We start from the raw sequence: 15,056 nt of genomic DNA, 5'->3' as shown, positions 1-15,056 counted from the left end.
ATGAGTGTTCCCACGGACTTCCAGGCCAAGCTCGACGTCGACGACGGGACCGCCACGGTGTGGCTGTCCGGCGAACTCGACTCGCGTTCGGCGGCCGTGCTCGACGAACTGGTCACCCGGGCCGTCGACCAGCACGTCCGCCGGATCGTCCTGCTGGCCGGCGAGCTGACCTACCTGTCCTCGGCCGGGCTGCGGTGCCTGGTCTTCGCGCACCAGAAGCTCGGCCGCACCGGCGACATCGTGCTGGTCGGCGCCCGGCCGGAGGTGGCCGAGACGATCCGGCTGACCGGGTTCGACCGGGCCATCGTGATGCAGAGCCGGGCGGAGCCCTGATGGCCGGGCGCCGGCTGCGGGTCAACACCGGCGACGACGTCAACGGCGTGCTGGCCGGGCTCGTCGCCGAACTCGCCGCGCAGGGCGGCCTGTCGGCGCCGCAGGCCTACCGGCTGCGCCTGGCCGCGGACGAGATCACCACGAACATCGCCTGCCACGGCTACCGCGGCGCGCCGGGGGTGATCGACCTCGGCGGGTACGCGGCGCACGGGCGGGTGTGGCTGAGCATCGAGGACGACGCGCCGCCGTTCGACCCGCGCGGCCACCACCCCGACCCCCGCCTGTCGGCCGCGCCGCCGCTGCGCGCCGCGGGCGGCCTCGGCCTGCACCTGGCCCTGACCGTCGTCGACGAGTTCGGCTACGAGCACGTGCGCGGCCGCAACCGCAACATCCTGGTGCTGCACCGCGAACGCGGCGGGCACCGGGGCGTTCCGAACGACGGAGGAAACGATGAGCGGTACGACCGCGCTTCTCGTCGCTGACAGCGAAAACCCCGCCCCCGAGCTCGAGCGGGTGCTGCGCGCGGAGGACATCGGCCTGACGAAGGTCAGCGCGGCCGGGTTCGCCGACCGGCCCGGCCGGCTCGACGCCGACGTGCTGCTGGTGTCGGCCTCGCTCGGCCTGCAGCGGGTCGCGCTGATCGCGCAGCAGGTCGCGGTGACCGGCGCGTCGGCCACCCTGCTGGTGTTCCCCGAAGGGGAGGACTTCCAGGCGCTCGAAGCCTGCGCGCGCGGCGGGTTCGACTTCGTCGTCCCGCCCTACCTGCCGGGCCTGCTGCGGAGCCGGATGACCTCCTGCTGGGAACGCTGGCAGCTGACCATGACGGTGGAGGAGATGGCCGCCGCGGCGAGCGTGCGCGAGTACGAACGCGACCTGAGCATCGCCCGGGAGATCCAGTCCGGGTTCCTGCCGCAGGAGCTGCCGTCGGCGCCGGGCTGGGAGTTCGCGTCGCGGTTCCGCCCGGCACGCCAGGTGGCCGGCGACTTCTACGACGGCTTCGAGCTGGTCAACGGCCGGCGGCTGGGGTTCGTCGTCGCCGACGTTTGCGACAAGGGGATCGGCGCGGCGCTGTTCATGGCGCTGATCCGGACGCTGCTGCGGCACACCGCCGAGCACACCGGCACCTGGAGCCCGGTGGACGCCGTGCCCGAGGTGGCGGGCGGCCCGGCCGGCGCGGTCCTGCCGCCCCTGCTGTCCCTCGGCGCCGGCCCGCTGATCCAGGCCGTGCTCGGGACCAACCGGTACATGGCGCGCAACCACCTGCGGCAGGGCTACTTCGCCACGGTGTTCTTCGGCGTGCTCGACCCGGCTTCCGGCGCGCTGCTGTACATCAACGGCGGTCACAACCCGCCGGTCCTGGTGCGCGCGAGCGGCGGGCACGAGCTGCTCACCCCGACCGGGCCCGCCGTCGGCATGATGCCCGGCAGCGCGTACACGCTCGGCCACACGAGCCTGCAGCGCGGCGATACGCTGTTCCTGTACACGGACGGCGTCGTCGAAGCCCGTGACCGAGCGGGAGCGCTCTTCGGCATGGACCGGATGACCGCCGTGGCCGCGCGGGCCGGGACGGCGGCCGAGAAGCTGCTGCTGGAGATGGAGGACACGCTGTCGCGGTTCGTCTCCGGCGCGGAGCAGTCCGACGACATCACCATGCTCGCGCTGCACCGGCGCAGCCGCCCGTGACGCGGTTCCCCGGTGGGCGGGTGCGCGGCAGCCGGGTGGCCGTCGTCGGCGGCAGTGTCGCCGGGTGCGCCGCGGCGATCGCGCTCGCCCGCGCGGGCTGCGCGGTGACCGTGTTCGAGCGCAGCCGCGGCGTGCTGGCCGACCGGGGGTTCGGCGTCGGACTGGCCAGGACCGCCTGGCAGGAGTTCGCCGACGCCGGCTACTTCGCCGCGGCCATGCCGGCCCTGCGGTGCCGGTCGCGCTGGTGGATCGTCCCGGACCCGGCGGGCGGCGACACCGGGCGCCGGGCCTGGCGGCAGCCCCTCGACCTGCTGCTGACCAACTGGGGCATCGTCTGGCGCGGCCTGCACGAGCGCGTCCCGGACAGCGTCGCCCGGCACACGGCGACGGTGACCGCCGTCCGCGAAACCGAAGACGGCGTCGAGGTGACCGCGGACGGCGTGCCCGGGCACTTCGACGTCGTCGTCGGCGCGGACGGCTACGCGTCCCTGGTCCGGCGCGCCACCGGCGGCGGTCATCCGGATTACGCGGGCTACGCGCTCTGGCGCGGCAACTACCCGGTGTCGCGCCTCGGGACCCCGCCCCCGGCCCTGGACGGGACCGGGGTGTCGGTGATGTTCCCCGGCGGCCACGCGGTGTTCTACCTGATCCCCGGCCTGCCGGGCGCGGAGACGAGGGTGAACTGGGCGGCCTACCTGCCCCTGCCGCACCCCGGCGGCCGGCGGTCGTGGCCCCCGGGCACGGTCGGCGACGGTCCGGCCGCCGCACTCGACCGCGTCGTCGAGGCCCACTTCCCCCCGGCGTGGGCTCGCATCGTCCGGGCCACCACCCGCGCCGAGCTGGCCCTGCAGCCGATCTACGACCTCGCCGTCACCCGCTACGCGACGGGCCGGGTGCTGCTGGCGGGCGACGCGGGAGCGCTGGCCCGCCCGCACGCGGGTGGCGGCGTGACGAAGGCGGTCCAAGACGCCCGGGCGCTGGAGGAAGCCTGCCGCCGGCACGGCGTCTGGGACGCCGCCCTGGCGGAGTACGACACGGCCCGCACCGCGAACGGCGCGAAACTGGTGGCCCTCGGCCGCCGTCTCGGCACGGCCCAGGTCGGCCGCACCCCGGACTGGACGGCGATGGACGAGGCTGCCTGCCGGCGGTGGTGGCGGTCCACAGTGGACGAGGTCTGACCGGGGCTCGTCCACTGTGGACCGCCGGTCAGGATGCCTGGTCCGCGTCGACCGCTTCCGGCATCCGGGCGTGCACCAGCTCGGCCAGCTCGGTGATCGAGGACGCCTGCAGCAGCTCGCGGACGCCGATCGCGATGTCCAGTTCGGACCGCAGCCGGTAGGCCAGCTTCACCGCGAACAACGAGTTCACCCCCAGCTGCGTCAGCGGCACCCCGGGGTCCACCTCGCCGGTGTCGATGCCGAGCAGCGCGGCCGTCCGCCGGACCAGGTCTTCGGCGCACTCCTCCGCCGTGCCCGGGCCGCGGCGGGGGCGGTCGCCCGGCTCGTCGAACCGCTCGGCGGGCGGAGCGTGCCGATGGGGCAGCGAGATCACCGGCGAGGTCCACGCCCCCGCGCCGTCGTCGACCCAGTACCGCTCGCCCTGCCAGGGGTAGCCCGGCAGCGGGACGAACGCGCCGCCTTCGGTGAGCCGCGCCCAGTCCGGGTCGCAGCCCGCCGCGTACGCGGTCGCGAGCGCCCGCAGCATCGTCGCCGCTTCGGGGCGTTCCCGCTCGAGCGAGCCGGTGACCGTGGCGGCGGCCGCCGCGTCCGCGGCCTCGATGCCGTCCTCGATCGCCGCGTGCAGGACCGGGTGCGGGCTGATCTCGACGAACAGGACCGGCCGCGGATCGGCGAGCACCCTGCCGACGGCGTCGGCGAACCGGACCGGCAGGCGCAGGTTGTCCGCCCAGTAATGGCCGTCCAGTTCGGCGCCGCCGACCACGCGGTTCAGCACGGTCGAGTGCAGCGGCACCCGGCCCTCACGCGGGCGCAGCCCGGCGAGCGACCGTTCGACGTCCGGGCAGAGCCCGGCCACCTGCGGTGCGTGCGACGCGTAGTCGACCTGCACCTGGCGGCAGTGGACGCCGGTCGCGCGCAGCGGCGCGACGACTTCGGCGAGCGCGCCGGGGTCGCCCGACAGCACCGTCGCGTGCGGGCTGTTGACCACCCCGACGCAGACCCGCCCGGCGTGCGCGCCGATGGCACGGACCGCGCGTTCCTCGCCCAGCTGCACCGCCCACATCGCGCCCGGCGTCCGGCGGCGGGCCAGCAGGCCGCTGCGCCGGCAGATCACCGCCGCGCCTTCGGCGACCGTCAGCGCGCCGGCGGTGACCGCGGCGGCCACCTCGCCCATGCTGTGCCCGATCAGCAGGCCGGGCTCGATGCCGCGGCTCCGCCAGCTCGCGGCCAGTGCCACCTGCACCGCCCACAGCACCGGCTGCACTTCGTCCATAGTGGACAGGGTGCGGCCCGACTCCAGGGCTTCCAGCACGGAGAATCCGGCCTCGGCGCGTACCGCCCGATCGCACTCGCCCAGCCGTGCGGCGAACACCGCGTCGGTGCGCAGCAGCTCGCGGCCCATGCCGGGCCACTGCGAACCCTGGCCGGGGAAGACGAACACGACCCGGGGCGCCCGCACCGGCGCCGGCCGGACGCCGTGCCCGCCGGCCACCGCGATCAGCTCGTCGGCCAGTTCCGCCCGGTCCCGGCCCACCACCGCCACCCGGCGCTCGTGGTGCGTGCGCCGGGTCCCGGCGGTGTGGCAGACGTCCGCGGCGGACGGCCCGTCCGGGGTGCTCAGCAGCTCGGCGGTCGCCGCGGCGAGGGTCCGCAGCGCGGTGGGATCCTTGGCGGACAACGGAAGCAGGTACGCCGGGCGGCCGCCGTCGTCCCGGGTCCGGCGCGGCGCGGTCACCGCCGGAGCTTCCGACAGCACGGCGTGCGCGTAACCGCCGGAAAGGCCGAAGGCGCTTACGCCGGCGAGGGCGGGGCGGCCGATCGGCATCAGCGGCGTCCGTTCCGTCGCCAGCCGCAGCGGGCTACCCGGCTCTTCGAAGACCGGCAGCGGGGTGCGGACGTGCAGTGTCTGCGGGAGCTCGCGGTGGTACAGGGCCAGCGCCGCCTTCAGCAGCCCGACCATCCCGCTCGCGACTTCGAGGTGACCGACGTTGGACTTGGCCGAGCCCACCAGGCACGGCCGGGCCGGGTCGCGCTGTTCGCCGAGCACGGTGGCCAGCGCCGTCAGCTCCACCGGGTCGCCGGCGGGGGTGCCGGGGCCGTGTGCCTCGACGAAGTCCACATCGGCCGGTGAGACGCCGGCGTCTTCGTAGGCCGCCCGCAGCACGGCTTCCTGGCCCTCGACACCCGGCGTGGTGAGCGTGCCGCCGCTGCGGCCGTCGCCGCGCACCGCGCTCCCGACGACCGTCGCGTAGGTCCGGTCGCCGTCGGCGTCCGCGTCCTCCTGCCGCTTGAGCACCAGCACCACGGCGCCTTCGCTGCGCACGTAGCCGTCGGCGTCCCGGTCGCCGAACCGGCAGCGCCCGGTGGGGGAGAGCATTTCCGCCTCGCTGAGCGCGAAGTACAGGTCGGGCGAAAGCAGCAGGTTCGCGCTGCCGATGACGGCCAGGTCGATCTCGCCGGAGCGCAGGGCCCGGCCGGCCACGTGCGCCGCCAGCAGCGCGGTGGCGCAGGTGGACTCCAGCGCCATCACCGGGCCGCGCACGTCGAGGTGGTAGGCGATCCGGCCCGCGGCCATCCCGCCCGCCTCGCCGCCCATCGCCGCGTGCAGGTCGTGGCGGCCCGCCGCGCGCAGCACGTCCCAGTACCCGGAAGTGCAGATGTTCATGTAGACGCCGGTATTGGAGCCGGCCAGTTCGGGCGCGGTCCGCCCGGCGTCTTCCAAGGCCTCCCAGGCGACTTCCAGGAGCATCCGCTGCTGCGGGTCCATTTGCTCCGCTTCGTTGGGCAGAATGCCGAAGAAACGTGCGTCGAATTGGTCGATCCGATCCAGGAAGCCACCGCTGCGGCTGCGGATGGTGTGCGGCTTTCCCATTTCCGGCGAGAACCACCGGTCGATGTCGAAACGGTCGTCCGGAACCTCGGTGACCGTGTCCCGCGCGGTCCGCAGGACCTCCCAGAACTGCTCCGGAGTTCCGGCGCCGGGCAGCCGGCAAGCGGCTCCGACAATGGCAACATCCTGCTCTGCGGAAGTTTGCCGGGCAAGGTTCCTGCTCGTCCTCAAGATCATAACTTCCCCTCGTGCTGCCACGGGACCCCAGCGCCGATCCCGGAATGGCGGGCATGGCAATTTCTGCTCGTTGTTCCCCAGTCGGCGGATCTGCTGCTCGTGGCCGTAACCGCCTAAGTGCGGTCCGTCGACACTGAGCAGGATCGGCACACTGCGCACAGCCTGTCGCGCCGACCGACCGGTGGTCAACGACCAAATAACGGAATGCTGAAACGCGCGGCCGCTATTCGGTCGCGGTGGGCAGGTGCAGGACGACGCCGGAGGGCATGAACTCGGGCGACTGCAACGGGACGATGCGCATGGCCTGCACGCCGAGGTGCCCGTGGCGGAACAACCGCACGGCCGACCGGTGTTCCAGGACTTCGTGACTTTCCCACCATTCGGCGAAAGCCGGGCTGAGGCGGGTGAACTCGGCGATGCGGGCGCGGATGTGCGGGTCGTCGGGGTGGCGGGCGCATTCGGCGCGCCAGCGGGCGACCGAGTCCCGGGTGACGACCTCCCAGTCCACCAGCCGTTCGCGGGCCAGTGGCGAGGACAGCAGCCAGTGCAGGATGTTGCGTTGCGGCGGCGACAGGACGGCCCAGTCGTCGTACCACTCGCAGGCCGCCTGGTTCCACGCGATGATCGCGCAGTACTGGTCGGCGGCGTAGACCGGGTAGGGGCTGTCGTCGAACTGGGCGACGACCTGGCGGATGAGGTCGGCGGCGGTGATGTCCGTCGTCAGGGGAGCGGTCTGGACGACCGAGCCGTGCGCCAGGCTGTGCACGTACCGGCGTTCGTCCTCGGTCAGCCGCAGGACGCGGGCCAGGCTGTCGAGGACTTCGCGCGAGGGCTGGATCCCGCGGCCCTGTTCGAGGTAGGTGTACCAGGTGGGACTCAGCCCGGCGAGGACGGCGACCTCCTCGCGCCGCAGCCCGACGGTCCGCCGCCGCGGCCCGGCGGGCAGCCCCACCTCGTCCGGCGTGATCCGCTCGCGCCTGCTGCGCAAGAACTTGGCCAGTTCCCGGCGGCTATCGCCTGCCGTGGACATGCCGACCTCGGACGTGCGGAACGGACCGGTGAAATTCCCCCAGGCAATGGGCCATTCGGACAGCATACGGGCCCGGCCAGGGCCATCCGGGTGACCACGGCGGTTCCACTGGTGTGAACTTTCCCCCTGATATCCGGCGAAACAACCTAAAAGGACGTTTCGCCGGAGCGGGGATGCGGGGGAAAGCGGCCGGCTGGACCTTTATCCGGACGGACTTTCGTGCTCACGCCACGGGCACCTCGGCAGCCCGCGCGGCGGCGGTCAGCGCGGCCATCGCCACGGCGACCTTCCACCCGCACTCCGGCGCGGCGGCGTGGAATTCGCCGGCCATCGAGGTGGCCTCGGTGATCCGCCCGGCGAGCAGCAGCGCATCGATCAGGTAGGCCCGCAGGTAGGGCGCCATCCACGGAAGAACGGCCCGATCGGCCTCGGCGAGCACGAGCGCCCGCCGCAGGTGCGAGATGGCGGCGGCCCCCCGCCCGAGGTCGAGGTGCCCGATGGCCGCGGCGGCGTGGGCGAAGAGGGCGGCATGCCGATCCCGGTGCTGAGTGAGACCGTCGAGAACGGAGGCGGCATCAGCCCGCCGCCCGGCGACGGCGAGCAGCCAGCCCCGATAGGCACGCAGCCGTTCCCGGTGCGGAGAGGCAGCAGCCGCGGCGGCGAGCAGGGCATCGGCTTCGGCAGGATTTCGGCGGCCGAAGGCGAGACACATGGCGCGCAGGAGGAGCGGATGCGGATCCTCGGCCGGCGCGGCGATCGGGGTGGGAGGCCGGTGGCTGGCCGGTGCTTCGGTGGGGCGGCTTTGCGGCGGGGCGGGATGGGGGGTGCCGGTGGGGTTGTTCATCGGTGGTGAGCCGGGTTCGGGGCGGCCGGGGGATGCGTGGGAACCGGCGCTGCTGCCGGGCTCCGGGCGGTCGAGGGTGCTGCCAGGGCTGCTGCCGGGTTCCGAGCGTGCGGAAGCCTCGCCGGAGCCGTTCCCGCTGCTGGGTTCCGTGTGGTCAAAGCCAGCGCCGGAGCTCGCATCGCCGCCGTGGCCGTTTCCCGGCCGCGCACCCGAGCCTGCGCCGCCGAGGTCCAGCACCGTGCCCAACCCCGCGCTCAACCCGCCACCACTCACCTCCCACCGGCCGTCCAAAGCCGCGAAGGCCTCCGTCGCGCGGCCGCGCAGCAAATGGACCGCCGCCTTCACCAACGCCACCTCTCCACCCGCGCCGCTCCACGCCGCCAGGCGGCACAGGTCCTCCACCTGGTCCAAGGCCAGCGATTCCCACGCCCGCGCGACCGCCGCCAGGAGGTGGGCCACTCCGCGGCAGGTCAGCGCCGGACCGTCCGCCGGCGGTGCGTCCGCCAGCCGCCACCGGCCGGCCTCGCGGACCATGCGCCCGCGCAGCTCCTGCCGGACCACGATGTCGTGCAGCAGCCCCGGGTTGCCCGCCGTGGCCGCGTGGAGGGCCTCCGTGGTCGCCGAGCGGACCGGGCCGTCCATCAGCCGGGCCAGGACCGCTCCGACCTCGTCCACCGACAGCGGCGGCAGGCGGACCGTCTTGATCCCGCGCTCGTAACGCAGGCAGTCCACTGGGTCGCCGCCGCCCGGGCGCGGTGCCGGGATCGGGTGGGTGAGCAGCAGGAACGCCCCCGCGTGCCGGTTGAGGTGCTGCAGCACCAGCATCGTCGCGTGGTCGGCCAGGTGCGCGTCGTCGGCCAGCAGCACCGGGCGGCGGCCCGCGGCCCGCTCCCGCACCGCGTCCGCGACCTCCCGGACCGCGTCGCGGCCCGCCGGCCGGCCCGCCCCGGACGGCAGCAGGTGCCGCAGCGAGGAGAACGGCTCGTGCTCGCCCGGGCGGACCTCCAGCAGCGCGTCCCGCCCGGGATCCAGGGCCGCCAGCGCCTTGCGCACCACGCTGGTACGGCCGATGCCAGGTTCCCCGACGACCACGAGCGGGTCCGGTTCGCGTTCGGCGAGGCGGGACCGGATCCGTTCGAGGTGCTCGGCCCGGCCGACGAAGTGCCAGTCCATCGGATTCCCCTTTCCGCTGGTGGATGACTGTTCACGCTCGCCCGGACAGCGGAGCCGGTCAAGATCGAGCTGACGGAGTGTGATCACTTCCGTCACTCAACCGAGTGCAGGCATTCCGAGTACCACTACAAGCCGGTTCTGTTTGGTGCGCATTCCGCAGCGCAAGCTCGAAGAACGGAACGGACTGGAGGCCGGTGGGATGAGCGGGCGGGTGCGGCACCACGGAGAGCCACTGCGACCGGGAGCGGCGGTGCTCCGGTGATCCCGGCGGTCCTCCTGCTCGCCGGGGTCCTCCTGCTCGTGCTGACGTGCCTGAGCGTGCTGCGGACGGTGTTCACGCCGCGGCAGCGGTCCGGCCGGCTGATGCGGCTGACCGTGCGGGCCGTCGGCGGTGGGGGAGCCGCCCTCGCCCGCCGGCTGCCTCCCGGGGGGCGCGAGCGCGTGCTGGACCTGTGCGCCCCGCTCGCGCTGATGCTCGTCGGAAGCGGCTGGGTCGCGGCCACCTTCCTCGGCGCCGCCCTGCTTTCCCCGGCGCTGGCGGACGTCCCGCCGACCCCGGGCGGGGTCGCGCGGTTCATGGTGCTGCGCGACGGCTCCGGGACGGCGCTGCTGGCCGTCGCGGGCTGGCTCGCCGTGCTGCAGGTGCTGCTGGTCTTCGGGCTGCACCTCTCGCGGATCCTCGCCGCCTACAGCCGTCGCGAACGGATGGTCGCCGAGCTGTGCACGCACAGCACCAAGCCGTCCGAGGCCGAGTTCCTGCTCGCCGAGCACCTGCGGTTCGGCTCGCGCGAGCACCTCGACGACCTGTTCCGCCAGTGGACCGCCTGGCTGGCCGACATCCGGGCGACCCACACCGGGTACCCGGCGCTGACCCGCTTCCGGCCGGCGAACGAGCTGTGCTGGCTGGACGCGGCGGTGCTGGTGCTCGACGCCGCCGCGCTGACCCACGCCGTCGCGCCCGCGTGGGCCCCGCACAGCGCGCGTTCGGTGCTCGACGCCGGTTCGCGCTGCCTGCCCGCGCTGGCCCGGCAGCTCGGCATCGACCTCCCGCGGCCCGCGGTGAGCCTCCAGGGGAGGGAGGAACGCGGGTTCGAACACAGCGTCCGCGTGGCGGTCCTCGCCGGGCTGCCCGAGCAGCGCGGGTACGGCGAGGCGTGGGCGCACTTCCAGGACTGGCGCACGCGGTACGCGCCGCAGGCCGCGGCGATGCGTGTCCGGCTGCAGTACGCCCACGGCGAGGAAGAGCTCGCCGTGTGCCGGGTCGGCCGCGCCGCGGCCTGACCCACGCACGGCACGAGAAGCAAACCGTTTGGGGGAACCATGACCACTGCCCGCATCGAGAGCTTCGTCCCGGTCGCACCCGCCGATCCGGTGGACCTGTCCGCCTTCTGCCAGGAGCTGTTCGCCTCCTTCGCCCGGTCCGACCAGCGGCGCTGGGGCGAGGTGTACGTCCGCGGGCTGTATTCGCTGCCCGGCCGCAAGACCATCCGCCGGATCTCCGACCACGTCGTCGGCTGGCGCGCCGACCAGTCGCTGCAGCAGTTCGTCAACCAGAGCCCGTGGCACTGGGCGCCGGTCCGCGGCGCGCTGGCCCGCGCGGTCGCGGGCACGCTGCGGCCGCGGGCGCTGGTGATCGCCGAAGCGGTGTTCCCGAAGAACGGCGCCAGCTCGGTCGGCGTGGCCAAGCAGTTCGCCCCGAGCTGCCAGCGGGTGCTCAACTGCCAGCTGGGGCTCGCCGTGTTCCTCGCCTGCGACGAAGGCTGCGTGCCGGTCGACTGGCGGCTGCAGCTACCGAGGGAGTGGGACGAGGACAGCGTCCGCCGGACGCGCTCGCGGGTGCCGCCGGGCGAGCGGCACCGGCCGCGCTGGGCGCACGTCATGGAGATGCTGGACGAAATGCTCGACGGCTGGGACCTGCCCGCCCTGCCGGTGCTCGTGGACGCCCGGCACGAGCGGCACGTCGAGGCGTTGCTGCGCGGGCTCGAGCGCCGGGGCCTGCACTACGTCGTGCAGGTCTCGGAGGACACCCCGGTGGCGGGCGCGGTGCCCGCGGCCGCACTCGGCGCGGCGCAGCCCCGGACCGCGGGCGAGCTCGTGCGCCAGGCCCGCCGGCTCGGCCGGATGACGATGAACTGGCGGGAGACCGCGCACGGCCAGGCGACCATCTCGCAGTTCGTGCTGGCCCCGCTGGCCTTCGCCGGACGCACCGCGCCCGCCCCGGCGCGGCTGCACCGCGGCACCCGGCAGCTGCTGGCCGAGCGGGTGTCCGGCCGGGCGCAGCCGGACCTGATCCACCTGACCAACATCACCCAGGCCCGGATGCCCGACCTGGTGCACCTGGTGCGCCGGCACCGCGGGGTCGCCGAGGGCCTGGCCCGGCTGCACGACGAATCGGGGCTGGCCGACTTCGAAGGCCGCTCCTTCCGCGGCTGGCACCACCACGTGACGCTGGCGTCGGTGGCGCACGCCTACCGCGTCCTCCAGGAAAACGCCGACGTCCCGGAGGCCGGCCGGACCGCGGCCGGCGACACGTGGATCCGGCCGTACGCATGACGCGGCCGGTGACCGGCGCCCGGCTGCGCGGCATCGAGCTGTTCGCCGGGCTCGACGCCGAGCGGCTGGACTGGCTCGCCGCGGCCGGCGCACCGCAGGTCCTGCGGGACGGCGAAATGCTGTTCGACGACGGCCAGCACGCGGAGCACTTCTACGTGCTGCTGTCGGGGGAACTGTTGCTGAGCAAGCGGATCGACGGCCGCGAGCAGGTCGTCGGACGGCATTTCGCCGACCCCGCCGCCGCGCCGCACGCGGCCGACAAGCCGCCGGCCGCGCACCAGTACACCGGCGAACTGCCGCTGCTCGCCGGCGGCGGCTACGTGGCGGCGGCGACCGCCGTCGGCCCGGTCGAACTGCTCGCCTACGACCGGGAGACGTTCCTGCGGATGCTGGTGCGCTGCCCGGAGGTCTGCCGGGTGCTGCTGCCGGTGCTGGTCTGGCGGATCCGGTCGTACGAGGCCCAGGCCGGGCGGCGCACGATGATGGAGGGCCTGGGCACCCTCGCCGCCGGGCTGGCGCACGAGCTCAACAACCCGGTCGCCGCCCTGGTCCGCGCCGCGGCCGAGTTCGACCGCACGGCCGCCGACCTGGCCGGGGCGGCGGCCGACTGGGGCGCCACGGCCCTGGCCGGCGAACGGGCGGCGCTCGACCGGCTGGCGGACCCCGCGGCCGCGCACCCGGAGCCGGACCCCCTCGCCGCGGCGGAGGCCGTCGACGCGGTGTCCGACTGGCTGGCCGCGGCGGGCATCGCCGCCGACCTCGCGCCCGCGCTCGCCGCGGTCACCGCCGCGGGGCTGGACGAGCTGGCCGCGGCGGTCCGCCCGGAAGCGCTCGGCGTCGCCGTGCGGCTGCTGGCCGGGCGCCTTTCGGCCCGGGCCCTCGCGGTGGACGCGCAGGCGGCCGGCCGGGCGATCAGCGCCCTGGTCGCCTCCGCGGCCGCCTATTCCGACCTCGGCCGCGCCCCGGACCGCGAGGTCGACGTCGTCGAAGGGCTCGAAGCGACGCTGCGGGTGCTGGCCCCGACGCTGGCGGGCCTCGACGTCGTCCGCGACTACGCACCCCTGCCGCGGGTGACGGCGCACCTGGGCGAGCTCAACCAGGTCTGGACGCACCTGGTCCGCAACGCGGCGGAGGCGATGGGCGGCCGCGGCGAGCTGCGGCTGGTGACCCGTCAGGAGGGCCCCTGCGCGGTCGTCGAGGTCCGCGACAGCGGCCCGGGCATCCCGGCGGACCTGCTGCCGAGGCTGTTCCAGCCGTTCTTCACGACGAAGGACATCGGCCACGGCACCGGCCTCGGCCTGCACCTGTGCCACGAGATCGTGGCGATCCGGCACAACGGGTCGATCGAGGCGGTGTCGGTGCCGGGGGACACCCGGTTCGTGGTGCGGCTGCCGGTGTCCGCCCGGCGCGGGGCGGTCAGTCCTTGACCGCCCCGGCCGCCAGCCCGGTCCGCCAGAAGCGTTGCAGCGCCAGGAAAGCCAGGATCAGCGGGATGATCGACAGCAGCGAGCCGGTGACCACGATCGCCTTCAGGTCCGGATCCCGGGTGATCTGGGTGTTCAGCGTGTACAGCCCGAGCGTCACCGGGTAGAGCCGGTCGCTGGTCAGCATCACCAGGGGGAGCAGGAAGTTGTTCCAGATCGCGACGAACTGGAACAGGAAGATGGTGATCAGCGCCGGGGCCATCAGGCGCAGGCTCACGGTGTAGAACATGCGCACGTCGCCCGCGCCGTCGATGCGGCCGGCTTCGAGGATCTCGTCCGGGACCGACGCCGCCGCGTAGACGCGGGCCAGGTACACCCCGAACGGGCTGATCATGCTCGGCAGCAGCACCGACCAGACCGTGTTCGTCATCCCGGCGCCGGCCAGCATCAGGAACAGCGGCACCGCCAGCGCGGTCGGCGGGACCAGGACACCGGCGAGGATCGTGGAAAACGTCAGCGAGCGCCCGCGAAAGGTGAACTTGGCGAGGGCGTAGCCGGCCATCGCCGACAGCAGCGTGGCCGCCGCCGCCCCCACCACGGAGTACAGCGCGCTGTTGGCCAGCCACCGCAGGTAGAGGCCGTCGCCGAAGGTGACGGTGTCGCGCAGGTTCTCGCCGAGGTGGTTGCCGGAGAACCAGAGGCCGAACGTCGTCGACAGGTCCGAGGCGGACTTCGTCGCCGAGATCGCCAGCCACACCACCGGCAGCAGGAAATAGACCGCGGCGACGAACATCGCCGTGGTCACCACGGCGGAAGAACGGGTGGTCACAGGGCGGCCCTCGCGCGGGTGATCCGGAAGAACAGCCACGACAGGACCGCGATCAGCAGCGTGACGAGCACGCTCATCGCGGCGCCGAGGCCGTAGTTCTGGGCGGAAATCTGGGCGTAGGCGGCCATCGACGGCGTGTAGGACGACGAGACCGCGCTGGAAACCCCGGCCATCACCTGGGGTTCGGTGAACAGCTGGAACGTGCCGATGATGGAGAACACCCCGGTCAGCACCAGCGACGGCGCGATGATCGGCACCTTGATCCGCCAGGCGATCGTCCAGCCGGACGCGCCGTCGAGCCGGGCCGCTTCGTAGAGCTGGGGCGGGATCGCCTGCAGCGACGAGTAGAGGATCAGCATGTTGTACCCGGTGAACGTCCAGGTGACGATGTTCGCGATCGAGTACAGGATCACGTTGCCGGACAACAGGTCCGGGTGGATCCCGAGCGGGTCGAGCAGCTGGTTGACCGGCGAGAGGTTGGGGGCGTAGAAGAAGCCCCACATGACCGCGGCGATCACGCCGGGCACCGCGTACGGCAGGAAGAACGCGAGCCGGAAGAACCGCCGCAGCCGCACCACCGCCGAGTCCAGGGCGAGCGCCAGGACCAGGGCGAGGCCGAGCATGACCGGGATCTGGACCACCCCGAACAGCAGGACCCGCCCGACCGAGCCGGTGAACCCGGTGTCGCCGAGGGCGGCGGTGTAGTTGCCCAGGCCGGCGAACACCTCGACGGGACGGCCGTAGGTCGACGTCCGGGTGACGGCGGTGAAGCTCTTCACCAGGGCCACCACGATCGGGGCCACGTAGAACACCGCGAACCCGATCAGGAACGGGGCGAGCAGCAGCCACGCGGCGCGGGTGCTGCCGTTCGCCCGTCGCCGGCGCGCCACCCTGGGGCGGGGCGCCGCGCCGGCGACGGTCTGGGACGCTGCGACAACCATC

At 73.9% G+C, this 15,056-nt stretch carries 12 protein-coding genes; 7 read left to right on the top strand and 5 right to left on the bottom strand.

Annotated features, from left to right (window positions below; all coding sequences use genetic code 11):
* Genes ACWEF6_RS16185 through ACWEF6_RS16170 form a run of 4 tightly spaced genes read left to right on the top strand, consistent with a single transcriptional unit; the run spans position 1 to position 3,194 of the window.
* Positions 1-333, top strand: coding sequence for an STAS domain-containing protein (locus ACWEF6_RS16185; protein WP_449683643.1), 333 nt, complete (start codon positions 1-3; stop codon positions 331-333).
* Positions 333-815 (top strand): ATP-binding protein, encoded by a 483-nt coding sequence (locus ACWEF6_RS16180; RefSeq protein WP_449683642.1) that lies wholly within the window; start codon positions 333-335, stop codon positions 813-815. The genes ACWEF6_RS16185 and ACWEF6_RS16180 overlap by 1 nt, the downstream gene beginning before the upstream one ends.
* Positions 784-2,016, top strand: coding sequence for a PP2C family protein-serine/threonine phosphatase (locus ACWEF6_RS16175; protein WP_449683641.1), 1,233 nt, complete (start codon positions 784-786; stop codon positions 2,014-2,016). The genes ACWEF6_RS16180 and ACWEF6_RS16175 overlap by 32 nt, the downstream gene beginning before the upstream one ends.
* Positions 2,013-3,194 (top strand): FAD-dependent monooxygenase, encoded by a 1,182-nt coding sequence (locus tag ACWEF6_RS16170; RefSeq protein ID WP_449683640.1) that lies wholly within the window; start codon positions 2,013-2,015, stop codon positions 3,192-3,194. The genes ACWEF6_RS16175 and ACWEF6_RS16170 overlap by 4 nt, the downstream gene beginning before the upstream one ends.
* A gap of 28 nt (positions 3,195-3,222) precedes the next feature.
* Here ACWEF6_RS16170 and ACWEF6_RS16165 read toward each other — a convergent pair whose 3' ends face one another.
* The 3 genes from ACWEF6_RS16165 to ACWEF6_RS16155 form a co-directional block, all read right to left on the bottom strand.
* On the bottom strand, positions 3,223-6,261 hold the full coding sequence (locus ACWEF6_RS16165) for a type I polyketide synthase (protein ID WP_449683639.1): 3,039 nt from the start codon (positions 6,259-6,261) through the stop codon (positions 3,223-3,225).
* 223 nt (positions 6,262-6,484) lie between these two features.
* A complete protein-coding gene (locus tag ACWEF6_RS16160) occupies positions 6,485-7,291 on the bottom strand; it encodes a helix-turn-helix transcriptional regulator (RefSeq protein ID WP_449683638.1) in 807 nt (268 codons plus the stop codon).
* A gap of 223 nt (positions 7,292-7,514) precedes the next feature.
* Positions 7,515-9,308 (bottom strand): AAA family ATPase, encoded by a 1,794-nt coding sequence (locus ACWEF6_RS16155; RefSeq protein ID WP_449683637.1) that lies wholly within the window; start codon positions 9,306-9,308, stop codon positions 7,515-7,517.
* Positions 9,309-9,566: 258 nt separating this feature from the next.
* Between ACWEF6_RS16155 and ACWEF6_RS16150 the strand changes: the two genes are divergently transcribed.
* Genes ACWEF6_RS16150 through ACWEF6_RS16140 form a run of 3 tightly spaced genes read left to right on the top strand, consistent with a single transcriptional unit; the run spans position 9,567 to position 13,288 of the window.
* Positions 9,567-10,589 (top strand): hypothetical protein, encoded by a 1,023-nt coding sequence (locus ACWEF6_RS16150; RefSeq protein WP_449683636.1) that lies wholly within the window; start codon positions 9,567-9,569, stop codon positions 10,587-10,589.
* 39 nt (positions 10,590-10,628) lie between these two features.
* A complete protein-coding gene (locus tag ACWEF6_RS16145; RefSeq protein WP_449683635.1) occupies positions 10,629-11,861 on the top strand; it encodes an IS701 family transposase in 1,233 nt (410 codons plus the stop codon).
* Positions 11,858-13,288 carry a sensor histidine kinase gene (locus ACWEF6_RS16140; RefSeq protein ID WP_449683634.1) on the top strand — a complete coding sequence of 477 codons (1,431 nt, stop codon included), beginning with the start codon at positions 11,858-11,860 and terminating at the stop codon, positions 13,286-13,288. Before ACWEF6_RS16145 ends, ACWEF6_RS16140 begins: the two co-directional genes overlap by 4 nt.
* On the opposite strand, the gene ACWEF6_RS16135 is transcribed toward ACWEF6_RS16140, so the two are convergent.
* Both ACWEF6_RS16135 and ACWEF6_RS16130 read right to left on the bottom strand, forming a co-directional pair.
* Positions 13,278-14,093, bottom strand: a complete 816-nt coding sequence (locus ACWEF6_RS16135; RefSeq protein ID WP_310970583.1) for a carbohydrate ABC transporter permease — start codon at positions 14,091-14,093, stop codon at positions 13,278-13,280. The two genes, ACWEF6_RS16140 and ACWEF6_RS16135, sit on opposite strands and share 11 nt — an antisense overlap.
* A 17-nt stretch (positions 14,094-14,110) precedes the next feature.
* Complete coding sequence (locus ACWEF6_RS16130; protein WP_449683633.1) at positions 14,111-15,055, bottom strand: carbohydrate ABC transporter permease; 945 nt, start codon at positions 15,053-15,055, stop codon at positions 14,111-14,113.
* Between the last annotated feature and the right edge of the window lies 1 nt (position 15,056).

The sequence above is a fragment of the Amycolatopsis sp. NPDC004772 genome (assembly GCF_053601215.1).
This window is presented reverse-complemented; position numbering and strand designations above follow the sequence as displayed.

Bases quoted from the DNA above. Each gene is read 5' to 3' on its own strand.
- ACWEF6_RS16140 (WP_449683634.1), top strand. From the start codon at position 11,858: ATGACGCGGCCGGTGACCGGCGCCCGGCTGCGCGGCATCGAGCTGTTC.
- ACWEF6_RS16155 (WP_449683637.1), bottom strand. From the start codon at position 9,308: ATGGACTGGCACTTCGTCGGCCGGGCCGAGCACCTCGAACGGATCCGG.
- ACWEF6_RS16160 (WP_449683638.1), bottom strand. From the start codon at position 7,291: ATGTCCACGGCAGGCGATAGCCGCCGGGAACTGGCCAAGTTCTTGCGC.
- ACWEF6_RS16175 (WP_449683641.1), top strand. From the start codon at position 784: ATGAGCGGTACGACCGCGCTTCTCGTCGCTGACAGCGAAAACCCCGCC.
- ACWEF6_RS16180 (WP_449683642.1), top strand. From the start codon at position 333: ATGGCCGGGCGCCGGCTGCGGGTCAACACCGGCGACGACGTCAACGGC.
- ACWEF6_RS16165 (WP_449683639.1), bottom strand. From the start codon at position 6,261: ATGATCTTGAGGACGAGCAGGAACCTTGCCCGGCAAACTTCCGCAGAG.
- ACWEF6_RS16185 (WP_449683643.1), top strand. From the start codon at position 1: ATGAGTGTTCCCACGGACTTCCAGGCCAAGCTCGACGTCGACGACGGG.
- ACWEF6_RS16130 (WP_449683633.1), bottom strand. From the start codon at position 15,055: ATGGTTGTCGCAGCGTCCCAGACCGTCGCCGGCGCGGCGCCCCGCCCC.
- ACWEF6_RS16145 (WP_449683635.1), top strand. From the start codon at position 10,629: ATGACCACTGCCCGCATCGAGAGCTTCGTCCCGGTCGCACCCGCCGAT.